Consider the following 15812-nt stretch of genomic DNA (forward strand, 5'->3'; position numbering starts at 1 on the left):
GATCCAGCTTTCCAGCGAAGCGCCCCGTCTCACAAAAAGGGCCCGCCTTTCGCTTGAACGGCGAGCCTTTGACGCAGGGTTGGCGTTCAGCCCTTTTCGGGCGGCGCCACCGTGATGCGCACCCGTTCGCCCGAATTGCCGGGGAAGCCGGTGAACATCGCCTCGACCAGATTGGGGACGAGCGCCTGCAGATCATTGTCGCGCGACTGCGCCTCGGCGCGCCCCTCGAACAGCCGCGTGCCGTCGGCCGCGCGATTGATCTGCAACGTCAGTCCGCTCGTATAGACGGTGTAGCTGCTGATGTCGCCATATCCCCAGCTCGGGCCGAAACCGCCCCACAGAAAGGGATCACGATAGCCATAGACATAGCGGCGCCCGCCCGGACCGCGGACGATCACCGGGCGATAGAAGCCGCGGCCGTAATAGCCGCCGTACCAGGGATCAGCGAAACCGGGGCTCGACACCACGCGCTCGCGGCCCTTGTCGACGCCATAGTCCATGCGCACGATCAGGTCGGCCTTCTCGCCATTCGCCGCCGGGCGATAGCCATAGCGCGTCAGCTCGCCCGCCACGATATTGGCATATTGACCGAACTCGATGCCGCCTTGCAGCGCGGGGTTGCTCGCTTCGACGACGAAGCTCTGCCCCTGCGGCGCCGGGAGTTGCGACTGGAAGCGCGCAACATCGGCCTTGAACGGCGTCGCGCAGCCCGCAAGCGCGAGCGCCGCGCCCGTCAGGGCGGCAAGGCCCCATCGCCGGAAGTTCATCTTGCTCATCGATCTGGCTCCATGATTCGGTGCGCCGTCAGCCTGCGCCTTCATAGCATAGACTATGCCGATGCGACTTAACCTTGGTTGAACCCGGTTCGTCGCACCATCCTTCCCCAAGGATATGGAGCGTAATCGCCGATCCGCAAGCTCTTCCAGCCGGTTAGCGGCAAAGCCCGAGCGCCGCATAGGCGGCATCGAGCGTCGGCTTCGCCAGCGCCGATGCCCGCGCCGCCCCCGATTCCAGCGCCGCGTCGATCGCCGCCGGATCGCCCTTGAGCTCGGTCAGCCGCGCCGCGATCGGGCGCAACGTCTCGACCAGCAGTTCGCCGAGCGCGGGCTTGAACGCCCCGAAACCCTGCCCGGCAAAGCGCGCGAGCACCTGATCGACGCTTTCGTCGGCCATCGCGGCATAGATGGACACAAGGTTCTTCGCCTCGGGCCGCCCCTCCAGCCCCGCCGCCTCCGACGGCAAAGGTTCGGGGTCGGTCTTTGCCTTGCGGATCTTTGCGATGATCGTGTCGGCATCGTCGACCAGATTGATGCGGCTCAAGTCGCTCGGGTCCGACTTCGACATTTTCGCGGACCCGTCGCGCAGGCTCATGATCCGCGCCGCCGCCGCCGGGATCGTCGGTTCGGGCAAGGTGAACGTCTCGGTCCCCGTGTCGAGGTTGAACTTGGTCGCGATATCGCGCGCCAGCTCCAGATGCTGTTTCTGGTCGTCGCCGACGGGAACGTGTGTCGTCTGATACAGCAGCACGTCGGCGGCCTGGAGCACCGGATAGGCGAAGAGCCCGACGCTCGCGCCCTCGCGGTTCTTGCCCGACTTTTCCTTGAACTGCGTCATGCGGTTGAGCCAGCCGATGCGCGCGGTGCAGAACAGCAGCCAGGCGAGCTCGGCGTGCGCGGGTACGCGCGCCTGATTGAACAAGATCGCCTTTTCAGGATCGATCCCCGCCGCCATCAGCGCCGCCGCCATCTCGCGCGTGTTCGCGGTCAGTTCGGCGGGATCGTTATGGACGGTGATCGCGTGCAGGTCGGCAAGGAAATAGAGCTTCTCGCCCTCCATTTCGTCCTGCATTCGCACCCAGTTGCGGATCGCGCCCAGATAATTGCCGAGGTGCAAGTTTCCGGTGGGCTGGATGCCCGATAGCGTCCGCATGTCGATAATCCCGTCTGTGTTTACAGTTGCCGTCGGCGCAGCTGGCCGACGGTGTCGCGATTGACCACGCCGAAAAGCAAGGCGCAACCAAAGAATATCATCGCCCCCACCGCAACGATCGCACCGAGCGCGGCGATCCGCTCGAACACGCCGCCGGTGAAGGCGTCGCCCGCCAGCGGAACGGCGAAATGCAGCCCCGCCGCCATCGCCGCCGCGGCGAGCGCGATGCGCGCGATCCGGCTGAGCACCTGCCCCGTCAGGTGGAACAACCCGTTCCGATGCAGGATCGCATAGAGCATCGCGACATTGCACCAGGCCGCGATCGACCCCGCGAGCGCCAGCCCGACGATGCCGAGCGGCGGGATCAGCAGCAGGTTGAGCCCGATGTTGATGATCAGCGATGCCGCCGCGGTCCAAACCGGCGTGCGCGTGTCCTTGCGCGCAAAGAAATTGGGGACCAGCACCTTGACCAGCACATAGGCGGGCAGGCCGACGACCAGCCCCCCGACGACCGCCCCTGTCGCCAGCCCATCGGCCGCGCTATACGCGCCACCGACATAAAAGGCGCTGGTGATCGCGGGTCCGGCGACGAACAGCGCCACCGCCGCGGGCATGGTCAACAGCATCGACAGCTCGACCGCATTGCTTTGCAGGCGAAAGGCGCCGTCGCGGTCTTCCTGCGCGACAAAGCGCGACAGCGCGGGGAGGATCGCGGTGCCGAGCGCGATGCCGATGATGCCGAGCGGCAGCTGGTTGAGCCGGTCGGCCATCGCCAGATAGGTGATGCTCTTGTCGGGCAGCATCGCGATGAAGAACAGATCGACGAAACGGCTGATCTGATAGACCCCCGCGCCGAACACCGCGGGCAGGATCAGCACCCCCATCTCGCGCACCCCCGCGGTCAGTCGCGGGCGGCGGAGCGCCGGGCGAAACCCCGATTTCCGCACCCAATAATAAAGCCAGCCCAGCTGGAACAACCCCGACAGCGACACGGCGATCGCCAGATACAGCCCCGTCGCCGCCTTGGCGTCCTCGCCGCCATCGCCGGTGAACATTCCCAGCAGCAGCGCCGCGATCAGGCAGATGTTGAGCAGGATCGGCGCCGCCGCGGCCGCCGCAAAGCGCGACAGGCTGTTGAGGATCGCCGCAAACAGCGTCGCGACGCTCATGAAGGCCAGATAGGGAAAGGCGATGCGCGCCATCGTCACCGCCAGGTCGAACCGCGCGCCGTCGGCTTCCAGCGCGTCGCTCGCGAACAGCCCCATCACCCATGGCATGACGATCAACAGCAGGGCCGAAAAGACGATCAGGATCGGGATCAGCACCGCCAGCACCGCCTCGGCAAAGGCACGCGCCTCGCTTGCCTCGCCATCCTTTGTCATCCGCTGGTTGAACAGCGGGACAAAGGCGGCGGCAAAGGCGCCCTCCGCGAACAGGCGGCGAAAGATATTGGGGAGCTGAAAGGCCAGCTGCCAGGCGTCGGCGATCCCACCCGCACCCAGGATACGACTCAGCAGCATGTCGCGCGCAAAGCCGAAAACGCGGCTAACCAGCGTCAGCCCGCCGATCGTCCCGACGCTTTTGACCAGGTTGCTCAATGCGTTGGTCCGCTCCCGATGCCGGGGTCAGGCCTGCCCCACTGGTGCGCCTTCGCCGACCCGCTCGCCTTGCGCTGCCTGGACCTGTTGCATGAAAAGACCATGGAAATCGATCGGCTCAAGCAGCAGGGGCGGAAAACCGCCATCCTGCACGGCGTCGGCGACGACGCGACGCGCGAAGGGGAAAAGGATGCGCGGCGCTTCGGCAAGGAAAAAGGGCTGAAGCTGATCGTCGGGCACATTGCGAACCCCGAACAGACCCGCATATTTCAGCTCGATCACAAAGCTCGTGCCATTATCGGTCTTCGAGGTGACGTCGATCTTCAGCGTGACTTCATACAGATTTTCGCCCACGCCGTCGGCAGCAATGTTGAACTGGACATCGACCTGCGGCGCGCCCTGCCATTGGTAGACCGCGGGCGCGTTCGGATTTTCGAACGACAGATCCTTTACATATTGCGAAATCAAGCCAATCGCCGGGCTGGTGTCTTCACCATTGGGTTGCAATGCCGGATTGTTGATGTCGGGGCTCGTCTCGTCGGCCATGATGAGAATGCTTTCGCTGAAAATATGGACTGCCAATGCCGCGAGCCGTATCGGGACCGCGGCGAACGGTTGCGCCGGCGCTTAGCAGCGACGGTTCAAGAGCACAATGGTGCGCCAGAGGGGCGCAAGCCGAGGCCGAAATCATTGACGCGCCGGACGCCAGCGACCATGGCCATTTGAAACACGACAACGTATCGCCTATGTATTACGCGACATGTTGCCATTGCTCGCATTGGACCTTTGCCCGTGACCGCTTTTTCGATTGTCCTGCTCGCCATGATCGCCGCCTTTCTGGGAATGCGGCTCTACTCGGTGCTCGGCAAGCGGACGGGCCATGAACAGGAGCCTGTGCTGCCGCGACGCGACGATCGCGCTACCCCAGCGCCGATCCGCCTGGACGACGGCGACGCACCGGCGCTCGCGACTCCGGCCACCAATATGGCGGGCCTTGTCTATGAGCCTGCCGCAGAAGCGGGCCTCCGCCAACTGCTTGCCAACGATCGCAGTTTTGACGCCGGCCGCTTCATGGAAGGCGCAAAGGCAGCCTATCGCATGATTCTCGAGGCCTTTTGGAAAGGCGATCGCGAAACGCTCCGCGATCTTTGCGACGACGACAGCTACGCGGCCTTTGTGGAAGCGATCGACGCGCGCGAGACCCGAGGCGAGACGCTGGAGAACCGCCTGATCGGCATCGATTCGGCAAAGATCACTGCGGTTGAGTTGCGCCGCGGCGAAGCCCGCATCACTGTGCGGTATTGCGCCGACATCAGCGCCGTCACGCGCGACGCCGACGGCAAGCTGATCGCCGGGTCGATGAGCGACGCGGCGCAAACCGACGACCTCTGGACCTTCCGCCGCCAGATCGGCAGCAACGATCCCAACTGGCTGCTCGACGAAGCCGAATCGGCCTGACCCCATGATCCGGATGGCGGCAGCGTCGCGGGCGCGTCTTTTTGGGCTCGCGCTGCTCGCTGCCTTCCCGCTCCTGTCGGGCTGCGCGTCGGTCATCCCCAACACGGCCGACCCCGCCCGCCCCGCGGTATCGCCCTCCGCGCCGTCGCGGCCGCTGGGCCAACCGCGCCCCTATATCCCGCGCCCGTCCGAACGAGTCGGCATCGTGGTCCAGCCGATCCCGGCCACCCCGCGCGCGCCGCTTGCCGCCGCTGCCGTTCCCGCCGACGCGACCACTGCGGCGAACAGCGGGGTGACGCCCGGCCCCGACTTTTCCGTCCTGGGTGTAACCGCCGAACAGGCGGCGGCGGCGCTCGCGGCCTTTCGCATCAGCTGCCCGTCGGTCCAGCGCCGCGCCGACGCCAGCGGCCTCACGCAAAATGCCGACTGGACCGAAAGCTGCGCCGCTGCGGCCAGCTGGGCCGACAGCGACGCCGCCGCCTTCTTCGCACGCTATTTCGGTACGGTGCAGATCGGCACCGGCGCCGCCTTCGTCACCGGCTATTACGAGCCGGAGATTGCGGCCTCGCGTACCAGGCAGCCGGGCTATGACGTCCCCATCTATCGCCGCCCCGCCGATCTCGTCGACGCCGATCTCGGCCAGTTCGCCGACGATCTCAAAGGCCGCAGGATCCGCGGCCGCGTCGATGGATCGAGCTTTGTGCCCTATTATGACCGCGTTGCGATCGAATCGGGCGCGCTCGAAGGGCGTGGACTCGAACTGGCGTGGGCCGCCGACGCCGCCGAGTTGTTTTTCCTCCAGGTGCAGGGTTCGGGCCGCCTCCGCCTTCCTGACGGCGGCGTGATGCGCATCGGATATGACGGTCAGAACGGCCGCTCCTATGTCGGCATCGGCAAGCTGCTGCTCGATCGCGGCGAACTGCAGCGCGGGCAGGCGTCGATGCAAGGCATCCTCGATTATCTGCGCGCCGATCCGGTGCGCGGCGCGGCGGTGATGAACGAAAATCCCAGCTGGGTTTTCTTCCGCGAACTGACCGGCCCCGGCCCGCTCGGGGCGCTCGGCGTGCCCGTGACGGGCCGCGTCAGCGTCGCCGCCGATCCCAAATATGTGCCGCTCGGCGCCCCTGTTTTCCTCTCGCTCGACCGCGCCGAACCGAACGGCCTCTGGATTGCGCAGGACACGGGCGGCGCGATCAAGGGCGCCAACCGCTTCGACAGCTTCTGGGGCGCGGGCGAAGAAGCGCGCGCAATCGCCGGTGGCATGTTGGCGCGCGGGACCGCGCTCTTGCTGCTGCCCCGCGCCAGCATCGCGCGCCTGCTTCCCGAAAGCTGACCGGGGATGCCGCGGCGCCTCGCTCCCGAAGAAAGCGCGCTGTGGAAAAAGGTCGCGGCGACGGTGACGCCGCTGCCGAAGCCGCCCTCGCCGCTCGCTCCTGCCGCGCCGCCGACGGCCGTGCCGCCCCTGCCCGCGCCGCGCAGCACCGCGCCGCGTGCCGCCGCGCCGCCGCGCAGCGCAGCACCGCTTCCACCGCCACGCCGCACCCACGGCGCCGCCACGCTCGACGGCCATTGGGATCGGCGCCTGCGCAAAGGGCTCGTCCGCCCCGACATGAGCATCGACCTGCACGGTCACACGCTCGCCTCGGCGCAGGCACTGCTCGACGACGCCATCGGCCGCGCGCTGCTCCGCGGCGCGCGCGTGCTGCTCGTCGTCGCCGGGCGCCTTCGCCCTGGCGCCGACCGCTTGCCGCAGACGCATGGGGCTCCGCGCCCGCGCGGCGCAATCCGCGCCTCGCTCCCCGACTGGCTCGCCGTCTCGCCCCACGCCGACCAGATCGTCGCGCTGCGCCCCGCGCATATCAGCCACGGCGGCGCGGGCGCACTCTATGTGATCCTGCGACGCTCAAGAGACGATTGATCTCACGCAAAGGCTCAACGGCGCCAGCCTGAACAAGCGCCACTGGCTGCGGATCGCGCGAAGCGCCTTTATTGATCGCCTGCGGCAACAAGCCCGTATCGCGGACTTTCGCCCCATCTTCGTGTCTTCGTGTCTTTGTGTGAGATTATTCTTCTTGGCGCCTTCGCGCTTTTGCGCGAAACAAGTTCAATCCAGCAGCGCCCGCATCAGAATCCCCCCATAAATCGCCGTCAGCTTGTGCAGATCCTCGACCGCAACCGCCTCATCGAGCTTGTGCATCGTCGCATTGGTCAGCCCGAATTCGACCACCGGGCACAGCGCGTGCAGGAAGCGCGCGTCCGACGTGCCGCCCGTCGTCGACATTTCGGGGCGAATGTCGGTTTCGGCATGGATCGCCTCGGCGACCAGCTCGGACAATTCGCCCGGCGGCGTCAGAAACGCCTCGCCCGAAATCTTGCCCAGAACTTTCGCATTTGGCTCGACCTCATGCGCGATGCGCTCGATCATCGCCACCAGCTCGGTGCCCCGATGCTGGTCGTTGAAGCGGATCGACATGCGCGCGCGCGCCGAGGCGGGAATGACGTTGGTCGCGCCGTTGCCGACCTCGATGTCGGTGAACTCGATATTCGACGGCTGAAACCAGTCACTGCCTTCGTCCAGCACCACCGCATCGATCGCCGCCAATATCTTCACCAGCTTGGGAATCGGATTATCGGCGAGATGGGGGTAAGCGACATGCCCCTGCGTCCCCGGCACGTCGATCCAGATATTGACCGACCCGCGCCGCCCGATCTTCACCATGTCGCCCAGCCGGTTCACCGACGTCGGCTCGCCGACGACGATCATGTCGGGCTTCACCCCGCGCGCGTCCATATGCTCCATCAGCGCGCGCGTGCCGAAGATCGCCGGGCCTTCCTCGTCGCCGGTGATAATGAGGCTGATCGTGCCGGCATCCCGCGGCGTCGCCGCGGCCGCGGCTACAAACGCTGCAATTGATCCCTTCATGTCGACCGCGCCGCGTCCGTAGAGCAGCTCGCCGCGCACTTGCGGATCGAAGGCATCGCTCGTCCATCCCACCCCCGGCGGCACGACGTCGAGATGTCCAGCAAAGCCGAAATGCCTTGGCCCGCTCCCGCGCCGCACCGCGAGCAGGTTCTCGACCGGCCCATCGGGTTCGATCCCGTCGATAAAGCGCTCGACGGTGAAACCGAGCGGAACGAGCGCCGCTTCAAGCACATCGAACACCGCGCCCATAGCGGGGGTGACGGAGGGGGCGGCGATCAGTGCCCTGGCTAGCTCGATGGGGTCGATGCTGTGTGTCATGCCCGCCCTTTACGCCTTCGCATGACGCGAAGTCGAGGCTTTGCATCGCGCACCAATTATGCGAAACAAAGGCAGAACAGAAAGCAGGACTGCATCATGCCCAAACTCGATCTCGATACCATCCCGCAAACCAATGTCACTGGCTATCCCGCGCCCTATGACGCGCCCGTGCAGGGCCGCTGGTACCGCCGCCTCGCGCCGCCGACGGGGCTCAGCGATTTTGCCGCGAGCCATGTGGTGCTCAAACCCGGCGCCTGGTCGTCGCAGCGCCACTGGCACGACGGCGAGGATGAGATGCTGGTCATGATCGCAGGCGAGGCGGTGCTGGTCGAGGACGACGGCCGCCACATCATGCGCGCGGGCGACATTGCGGTGTGGCCAAAGGGCAGCACCAACGGCCATCACCTCATCAACGAATCCGATGCCGACTGCGTCTTCGTCGCACTCGGCGGCGGCAAGAAATATGACACCGGCGGCGGCTATTCGGACATCGACATGATCTTCACGCCCGACGGTTATTTCCACAAGGACGGCACCCCCTATCCGACCAAGCGGATTCCCTGAGCGGGGATAGCGTTGGACACATGGGCCCGCACATCCCCATCGCGCTCACAACAATACCCCTCGATAATGTCTCAACCCCCTAACCCCAGCCAAGGCATTCCTTACCCGACTGGTGCACTCCAAATGTGAACCCACCCCACAGGCTTCGCCGGGATCACGGATAATGCTGGTGCCGGTGTTCAGCCCGGCCTTTCCGCCTTCAATTCGCGCACCAGCGGCTGCAACCGCTCGTCATATTTCGCCAGCATCGTGTGTGCGCCCGCATGGTCGTAGAAACTTACCAGTTCGCGCCCGTTCCAGCGGTGGAGCGCATAGGCGGGATCCTCCGCAACGATCATCGGGCGGTCGTCGGGGTGATTTTCGTCGATGGGCCTGAGGTCGAGCGACACCTGCGGCGCGGTCGATGAGCAGATCGCGATCGTCCGCCCCTCCCACGCCACCGTCACGCTGCGGTGGAGGTGGCCGCAGATCAGCCCGCGCACCTGCGGATGACGCCGCACCACCTCGGTAAAGGTCGCCACCCATGGTTCGTCGGGATGGGTGTTCATCCATTCGATCCCGCTTTCGACCGGCGGGTGGTGCATGACGATATAGGTCGGCTTGGCAGGCTCCTTTGCGAGTTCGGTGTCGAGCCACGCCGCGCGGCGCGCGCAAAAGGCGCCGCCGTGGCGTCCCTCCTCCAGCGTGTCGATCGTCACCAACCGGAGTTCGGGCAGTTCGACCGTATATTGGACAAAGCCGTTGCCGTCGTCGAAACCCGGAAAGCGCGCGTGGAAATTGCGACGCAAATCATGGTTGCCGACGCTCGGCCACACCGGAAAGGGGCAGCGCGAAAAGGCGGTCGCAAGGCGACGATAGCTGTCGGCGTCGCCACGGTCGGTGATGTCGCCGGTGGCGAGTAACAGGTCGGGGCGGTTCGGCCCCTCGATCAGCACGTCGAGCACCTCGTCGAGGCGCTTGCGATTATATTCGGCCGGATTGTCCGGATCGAACCCGATATGGATATCGGTGATCTGGGCGATCAGCATATCCGTCCCCTGCTGTCACCGGCTGGTCCCGGCCCGATAGTTCACCCGCCCCGCCTTGCCCCGTGCAAGGCGGGTGTGCGCCACGTCACACGATAAAGACCGCGCGCCGCGGTTCCTGTGATCGCGCTCACACCCGCACTAGCATCGGCACGTTTATTTGTAATTGCCGCGCTGTTAACCCTCCGCTGACGGTTCGGCACCCACGGCTTCCCGCCGTCCGAATGATATTCGTGGCACATCGCGCACGGCGACACGGTCGCGGTCTCGACCTTGACCAGCCGCGCCCCGCCCTCACCGACATGACAATCGCGGCATTGGCGGAGGCCGGGGACGAGCAGATCGGTCGAGCTTTTCGACGCGGGCGCCGCGGTGTGGCAATCGGCGCAGGCGGTTTCCTTGTGCGCGTCATGGTCGAACCAGCCCTTTTGCAGATAGCGCGGCGTCTGGTTGACCGCCGCGACGCGCCAGCTGTTCCCGGCTGCGGGCGCAAAGATCGTGTGGCAGTCGTAACATGCGCCGCCTTTTGAAAAGACGGCGCGGACCGCATCCTGCGCGCGGCTCGGCCGCACCGCCACCTCGTTGAAATAGATGTTATAGACTTGCCCCTCGGCATAGGCGCCCGGCCGCCGCCGCTGCATCCCGCCGAGCTGGAGCGGCCGCGACGGCGGGGTCGAGCGATAATAGGCGGTGAGGTCGGCGACGACCTGTGCCGGTTCACCGTGGCGCAAGGTTCGCGTCACCCCGCCGACCGTCTCGAATGCCAGGCTGTGGCACATGGCGCAGTCGCGTTCCATTTCGACCGGCTTGACGCGCACCCCGTCGGTCTCGACGCGATGGCAATTTTCGCACTCCAGCTTTTGCCCGAAATCATGGCGCCCGCGGAAGCTCGCCGCCATGCGCGCCACGCCGCCGGTCGCCTGAAGATGCAGGTCGTGCGGGAACTTCAGCCCGTTGTAATCGACCGTCGCCTTGCCCGGGGCAGCGCGCGCCGGCTGCGCTCCCGACGCCGCGCGGACGAGCGGGCGGAACTCGGGGTGGGCGGTTCCGAAATCGCTGGCATCGGCCAGCATCGTCGGATGCCCCGCGTTTTGGAGCCGACCCTGCATCCCGTCGTGGCAATCGGCGCAGAACTTTTGCGGCGTCGCGGCCATCGGCCCCGCGCCTTCATGTTCGGTGTGGCAATCGACGCAGCGCCCCTGCGGCCGGTTGAACGCCTCGCCGACATTGGCGAGCAATTTGTCGAATCCGCCCGTCGGCGCGCGCGCCGCGAGCAGCATCGCGGTCGGCGCACCCGCGTGCGCCATGCTCATCGCCTTGTGCTCGCCGGTGTGACAGTTGACGCAGGCCGTGTCTGTCACCGCGACGAAGGGCTCGACATGGCACGACTGGCAATCCTTGGTCAGATTGGCGTGCGCGCTCGACAGCGGACCCGAAATCCAGGTGCGATCGGCGTGGAAATTGCCCGGCCGCTCGTCGACATTTTTATAGCTGTACCACGCCCAGATCGGGCCGATCAGAAACGCCAGCAGCATGAGCAGGCCAAAGGTCCACGCGCCGACGCGCTTGCCCGGCATCACGCCCGCGAGCGAAAAGGCCTTTACCTCGTCGACATCCTTCGACGATTGCGACAGTTCGTCGATGCGCTCGACGAGCAGGATGATCTTGTCCTCCTCGCGCGCGATCGTCAGCCGGTGCCCGCCGAAACGCAGCTCGGCGCCCGCGGCGCTGTCGATGTCGGCGACAGTTTCGGTGCGGCCGTTGAGGTCGAACCCCAGCCCTTCCTGCGCGGTCACCCGCACCGTGCGCCCGTCGCTGCTGGCGATCGTCGCATGGTGCGGGTTCACCGCCAGATCGGCGATGTGGATCGTGCTCGCGCTGTCGCGCCCCAGCGTGATCCTGTCGCCGGGAAGGGCCAAATCGCGGACGATCTGCTTGCCCGTCTTGGTCGTTGCGATGCGGCGCAGGATGAAGCTCATCGTCCCTGCCTCACCAATAGAAAAAGACGCTGACGATATGCGCCGACAGCGCCGCGATCAGCGCAAAGGTCAGCGGCACATGCACATAGAGCCAGATTTCGAGCAGCGCGCGCAGCCGCAGATGTTCGCGCAGCCGCGCCAGCGCCGCCTCCTTCTGCAACAACAGCTGCACGACCTTGGCGCGCGCGTCGGCGTCGCCGCCCTGCGATGTCGCGAGCGCGCTGCGCGCCGCGGCGGTGGCGCAGGCGGGATAGCGGCCGCGCAGCCGCGCCCACGCGCCGCCCGCAAACGGATCCTGGTCCAGCGAGGCGAGCACCGCGGCGCTGTCCGTCGGGGTCAGCGGCTGCGCGGCGCTGTGCAGCTGGCGGTCGAAGGCGCGGATCGCCTCCAGCATCTGCATCTGCGTCATCTGCTCGCGATTGTTCGACAGCGCGGTGGGCAAGGTCGCATAGACGATGACGCCATAAAGCCCCGACAGGATGACAAGCATCATCAACGCCCAGGCGAGCGTGTGGACATTCCAGCCGAGCTGAAAGCCGGTGTGCCAGGTGCCGATGACGATCAGGCTCAAACCCAGATAGACATGCGCCGAGGTCCAGGCTTTGAGCGACCAGTAATCGCGCGTCATCCGGCGCTTGCGATAGCCGAGCGCGGTCAGCCACAGGATCAGCAGCGCGCCGATCGTCCCGAGCGTATAGCCGTACCAGCTGCCGCCATTGTGCCGCGGCGTCACGTCGACAAGCGCATAGGAGAGGATGACGAGCAGGCAGATCCCCCCCGAAATCTTCGCCCAGCGGAACCCCGCATAGCGCAGAAAGCCTTCGTGCTGGCGCTCGCGCACCCGCTCGACCTGCGTGGCTTTCGACCGGCGGCGTTGGAACAGGCTGGCCATCAGTCGGTCGCCTCGTCGAGTCGCGCGATCGACAGAAACTCTTCGGGCGAGACGCGGATCGCGGCGCCGGTCGGGCACGCCCGCACGCACGCCGGACCGCCCGCAATGCCCTTGCACATGTCGCATTTGACCGCGATCTTCTTGGGCTTCTCGTCGCCCAATTGCTTCTTGGTCCATTTGGGCGAGGGTTCGCCCGGCCCCGGCCCGCGCCCGAACAACAGCCAGCTCAAAAGCCCCGGCTTGGGCGGCGGCGCCGCTTCCATGCGGATCACGCCATAGGGGCAGTTGCGCATGCAGTTGCCGCAGCCGATGCAGCCCGGCTCCATGAATACCTCGCCGTCGGGGCCGCGGTGGATCACGTTCGGCGGGCAGTCGGCCATGCAATGCGGATGCTCGCAGTGGCGGCAGCTGGTGGGGACGTGCAGATGGGCAAAGGTCTTGCCCGCCTCGCGGTCGAGCCGCGACAGCCCTTCGTGGCTGTCGGCGCACGCCTTTTCGCAATTGTCGCAACCGACGCACAGATTCTCGTCGATCAGCAGCGCGTCGGTCGCCTCGCCCAGCCCCTCTTTCATGATGAAGCTGGCGGTGTCCGAATAGAGATCGACCGCGCTCGAATAGCTCGCCTTGCGCGATTCGATAAAGCTGTTCATCGCCGCGCGCTCGGCGACCGCGGCCTCGGTCGCCGCGCGCACCTGCGGCCGCGCGGCGAGCATCTTGCGGAAACTGTCGCCGGTCAGCTTGATGACCTCGCTGCCGACCGCGGCCTTCACCGTGGCGTTGCGCGGCTGTCCGCTCAGCACCCCCATTTCGCCGAAGAAGCTGCCTGCGGGCAGGTAGCGGAGGAAGATTGGTTTGCCGCCGATGTCCTTTTCGACCACCATCGAGCCCGACCGGATCACATAGACATCGTCGCCCTGCTCGCCCTCGGTCAGTACCGCCTTGCCCGCGGGGACGCGCTCGACCTCGGCCGCCTCGACGACCGGCGCCAGATCCTCGGCGGTCAGCCCGCCCTTGAAGATTTGCAGCAACTGGCGTTCGAGCGAAATGCGGTTGATCGCGCGCTTCGCCCCCGGCACCGCCGCCATCAGCTTGAGCGCCGCGGTGCGCGACACTTCGACGAAGATGCTGTCGGCGCCCGCGCGGATCGTCGCGCCGCGCTTGCGCCCCGAAATCAACCCGACCTCGCCGAAAATCGACCCCTGTTCGATCGGCACGGTGACGCCAGGACCGACCTCGACCTCGGCGAAACCATCGGCGATCGCGAACAGTGACGACCCCGGTTCGCCCTTCTCGAACACCACCTCGCCGCTGCGATAGAAAGCGACCGTCGAATCGAGCATGAACTCGCGCATCTGGAGCGGTGAGACATCGGCAAAAATGCTCACCCGTTCGCGCAGATAGTCGAGCCATTCGCTCACCGATTTCTGCTGCGGCAACCCCGCAAAGATCGCCGCCAGATCCTTTTCGTCGGCGGGGGTCAGCGCCGTGTTGCCATTGATGAACTCGACGACGTCATAGCCCTGGTTCATGCAATGCTTGATCAGCGGATAGCCCGCGAGCGCGCCGATCACGAAAATGCCGGGCACCGTCGATTCAAAGGTCGGCGACAGCTTGGGAAACGCCTCGCGGTCGGGTCCGGTGAACTCGATCCCCATCGATTCGACGAAGGCGCGCGGCGCGACCGACCCCAGCCGCGCGACGATGACGTCGCACGGGATGCGTTCCTCGCCATCGGGGGTGTCAAGCGTCAGCCAGCCGGGTTCGACTTTCTTCGGCTGTGTCTCGGTGCGGATCGCGATCAGTCCGTTTTCGCCCGCTTCCATCAGGTCGGAGACATTCTTGGCCTTGGCGCGCGCAAAATCCCTTGATCGGTTGAGGATGGTGACAGTGTTTTCCAGCGCCTCCTCGGCCACCCCCAGTGCATTCTCGATCCCCGCGTCGCCCGATCCGACGACGGTGATGTGCTTGTCCTTGAAATCCTCGGGATCGTCGACCTGATAGATGATGTGCGGCAGGTCGTAGCCTTCGCAGCGCAGGCGGTTCGGATTGCCCTGCGTGCCGATCGCCAGCACGATATTTTCGGCGTGAAAGACGTCGCCCTTCGCGGTCTTGATCGCAAACGCGCCCTTCTCGCCCGTTACCTCGGCGACGTCGGCGCGATAGGCCACATTGACCCCGTTGTTCGCGGCATCCTCGTCCCAATTGGCGAGGATATGTTCGCGCGCGCCCTCGGCAAAGCGGCAGTCGGAGCGGAGATCAAGGCGTTCGGGCGTCGCGAGCACGCGCTTGCCCTTTTGATATTTGAAGATGGTGTCGGACAGATGGTCGGTCTTTTCGAGCAGGACGTGGCTCATCCCCAGCTGCGCCGCGCGCGCCGCGGCGCTGAGGCCCGCCGGACCCGACCCGATGATCGCGACCTTTACGCGATCAAGAGCGGCGGCCTCGTTCATGCGCGCGCGCCGTCGCGGGCGGAGCGACCATCCGCGAACAAGCCATCGGCGAACGCATGTTCGGGCATCCCATTTCCCCCAATCGCCCACCCCTGAGCGACCACCAACACTGGATGCGACCCGGACTTATGTCCTGACGGCAAGCTATGCCCTTGAAAGCGGGAAAAGGTCAACCGGCGACGCGGCAATTCCCGCTGCGACGAGACGTTCGCAGTCTTTTGCCGTCAGAAGACGCGAACGACCGAAACCAGACCTTCATTCCATCGCCATCCTGGCGAAGCCTGTTCTGAGCGCCTGCAAGGCAGTCGAAGGGGCCGGGATCTCACCGGTGCGTCTTTGCGATAGGTCGAGAGCCCCTTCGTTCACAAACGAAGCGCAACCCCAGCTTGAGGTGTTGCGATGGGAGAGCGTTGCCGCCAGTTATCGCTTGAGGAGCGATGTGCGATTGCCGCGCCCATTGGAAAGCCGATCGCATGCCGTTTGCAAGCCATGGCCAAGCCATCCTCGCCGCCCACGAACGCAGCTCGCGCCTCACGCTCATCACAAGAACCCCCGGAGAAGCCGCCGCCCCGATCGCGCTTACAACAATGCCCCTCGAAAATGTCTCAACCCCCTTAACCCCAGCCAAGGCATTCCTTACCCAACTGGTGCACTCCAGATGTGAACCCACCCCACA

Annotated in this window: 13 protein-coding genes; 4 read left to right on the forward strand and 9 right to left on the reverse strand. The window is 65.8% G+C overall.

Translation table 11 applies throughout. The features are described from left to right. Positions 1-86: 86 nt before the first annotated feature. The 4 genes from SPYCA_RS13860 to secB form a co-directional block, all read right to left on the reverse strand. Positions 87-776 carry a DUF4136 domain-containing protein gene (locus tag SPYCA_RS13860; protein ID WP_120221297.1) on the reverse strand — a complete coding sequence of 230 codons (690 nt, stop codon included), beginning with the start codon at positions 774-776 and terminating at the stop codon, positions 87-89. Between the two features lie 154 nt (positions 777-930). After that, positions 931-1929, reverse strand: a complete 999-nt coding sequence (gene trpS, locus SPYCA_RS13865; protein WP_120221299.1) for a tryptophan--tRNA ligase — start codon at positions 1927-1929, stop codon at positions 931-933. Between the two features lie 20 nt (positions 1930-1949). Continuing rightward, positions 1950-3527: a murein biosynthesis integral membrane protein MurJ gene (gene murJ, locus SPYCA_RS13870; protein ID WP_120221300.1), complete on the reverse strand. Its 1578-nt coding sequence runs from the start codon at positions 3525-3527 to the stop codon at positions 1950-1952. Between the two features lie 27 nt (positions 3528-3554). Beyond that, positions 3555-4073: a protein-export chaperone SecB gene (gene secB / locus SPYCA_RS13875; protein WP_120221302.1), complete on the reverse strand. Its 519-nt coding sequence runs from the start codon at positions 4071-4073 to the stop codon at positions 3555-3557. 246 nt (positions 4074-4319) lie between these two features. Here secB and SPYCA_RS13880 point away from each other — a divergent pair, with 246 nt between their 5' ends. The 3 genes from SPYCA_RS13880 to SPYCA_RS13890 are packed head-to-tail and all read left to right on the forward strand — an operon-like array spanning position 4320 to position 6903. Then, positions 4320-4985: a Tim44/TimA family putative adaptor protein gene (locus tag SPYCA_RS13880; RefSeq protein WP_146625146.1), complete on the forward strand. Its 666-nt coding sequence runs from the start codon at positions 4320-4322 to the stop codon at positions 4983-4985. Between the two features lie 4 nt (positions 4986-4989). Continuing rightward, the gene (gene mltA, locus SPYCA_RS13885; protein WP_172595087.1) at positions 4990-6318 is read left to right on the forward strand and encodes a murein transglycosylase A; all 1329 of its coding nucleotides are present in this window, start codon (positions 4990-4992) and stop codon (positions 6316-6318) included. Positions 6319-6324: 6 nt separating this feature from the next. Next, the gene (locus SPYCA_RS13890; RefSeq protein ID WP_120221304.1) at positions 6325-6903 is read left to right on the forward strand and encodes a Smr/MutS family protein; all 579 of its coding nucleotides are present in this window, start codon (positions 6325-6327) and stop codon (positions 6901-6903) included. A 186-nt stretch (positions 6904-7089) separates the two neighbouring features. Here the strand turns inward: SPYCA_RS13890 and dapE are convergent, their stop codons facing one another. After that, positions 7090-8226 carry a succinyl-diaminopimelate desuccinylase gene (dapE, locus tag SPYCA_RS13895; protein ID WP_120221306.1) on the reverse strand — a complete coding sequence of 379 codons (1137 nt, stop codon included), beginning with the start codon at positions 8224-8226 and terminating at the stop codon, positions 7090-7092. A 96-nt stretch (positions 8227-8322) separates the two neighbouring features. Here dapE and SPYCA_RS13900 point away from each other — a divergent pair, with 96 nt between their 5' ends. Beyond that, entirely contained in the window at positions 8323-8790 is a 468-nt protein-coding gene (locus SPYCA_RS13900; RefSeq protein WP_120221308.1) for a cupin domain-containing protein, read from the forward strand. 179 nt (positions 8791-8969) lie between these two features. Here the strand turns inward: SPYCA_RS13900 and SPYCA_RS13905 are convergent, their stop codons facing one another. From SPYCA_RS13905 to SPYCA_RS13920, 4 genes are read right to left on the reverse strand one after another with little or no spacing between them, the layout of a single operon-like run. Next, the gene (locus SPYCA_RS13905) at positions 8970-9818 is read right to left on the reverse strand and encodes a metallophosphoesterase (protein WP_120221310.1); all 849 of its coding nucleotides are present in this window, start codon (positions 9816-9818) and stop codon (positions 8970-8972) included. 41 nt (positions 9819-9859) lie between these two features. After that, on the reverse strand, positions 9860-11794 hold the full coding sequence (locus tag SPYCA_RS13910; RefSeq protein ID WP_120221312.1) for a cytochrome c3 family protein: 1935 nt from the start codon (positions 11792-11794) through the stop codon (positions 9860-9862). Positions 11795-11804: 10 nt separating this feature from the next. Further along, the gene (locus tag SPYCA_RS13915) at positions 11805-12686 is read right to left on the reverse strand and encodes a hypothetical protein (protein ID WP_232003325.1); all 882 of its coding nucleotides are present in this window, start codon (positions 12684-12686) and stop codon (positions 11805-11807) included. Beyond that, positions 12686-15136 carry a cyclic nucleotide-binding domain-containing protein gene (locus tag SPYCA_RS13920; RefSeq protein ID WP_120221314.1) on the reverse strand — a complete coding sequence of 817 codons (2451 nt, stop codon included), beginning with the start codon at positions 15134-15136 and terminating at the stop codon, positions 12686-12688. Before SPYCA_RS13920 ends, SPYCA_RS13915 begins: the two co-directional genes overlap by 1 nt. Positions 15137-15812 lie beyond the last annotated feature (676 nt).

Origin of the sequence: Sphingopyxis sp. FD7 (genome assembly GCF_003609835.1) — a bacterium.
Lineage (GTDB): Bacteria > Pseudomonadota > Alphaproteobacteria > Sphingomonadales > Sphingomonadaceae > Sphingopyxis.

Coding starts and splice junctions, on each gene's coding strand:
- SPYCA_RS13860 (WP_120221297.1), bottom strand. CDS start 776: ATGAGCAAGATGAACTTCCGGCGATGGGGCCTTGCCGCCCTGACGGGC.
- trpS (WP_120221299.1), bottom strand. CDS start 1,929: ATGCGGACGCTATCGGGCATCCAGCCCACCGGAAACTTGCACCTCGGC.
- secB (WP_120221302.1), bottom strand. CDS start 4,073: ATGGCCGACGAGACGAGCCCCGACATCAACAATCCGGCATTGCAACCC.
- mltA (WP_172595087.1), top strand. CDS start 4,990: ATGATCCGGATGGCGGCAGCGTCGCGGGCGCGTCTTTTTGGGCTCGCG.
- SPYCA_RS13890 (WP_120221304.1), top strand. CDS start 6,325: ATGCCGCGGCGCCTCGCTCCCGAAGAAAGCGCGCTGTGGAAAAAGGTC.
- dapE (WP_120221306.1), bottom strand. CDS start 8,226: ATGACACACAGCATCGACCCCATCGAGCTAGCCAGGGCACTGATCGCC.
- SPYCA_RS13900 (WP_120221308.1), top strand. CDS start 8,323: ATGCCCAAACTCGATCTCGATACCATCCCGCAAACCAATGTCACTGGC.
- SPYCA_RS13905 (WP_120221310.1), bottom strand. CDS start 9,818: ATGCTGATCGCCCAGATCACCGATATCCATATCGGGTTCGATCCGGAC.
- SPYCA_RS13910 (WP_120221312.1), bottom strand. CDS start 11,794: ATGAGCTTCATCCTGCGCCGCATCGCAACGACCAAGACGGGCAAGCAG.
- SPYCA_RS13915 (WP_232003325.1), bottom strand. CDS start 12,686: ATGGCCAGCCTGTTCCAACGCCGCCGGTCGAAAGCCACGCAGGTCGAG.
- SPYCA_RS13920 (WP_120221314.1), bottom strand. CDS start 15,136: ATGAACGAGGCCGCCGCTCTTGATCGCGTAAAGGTCGCGATCATCGGG.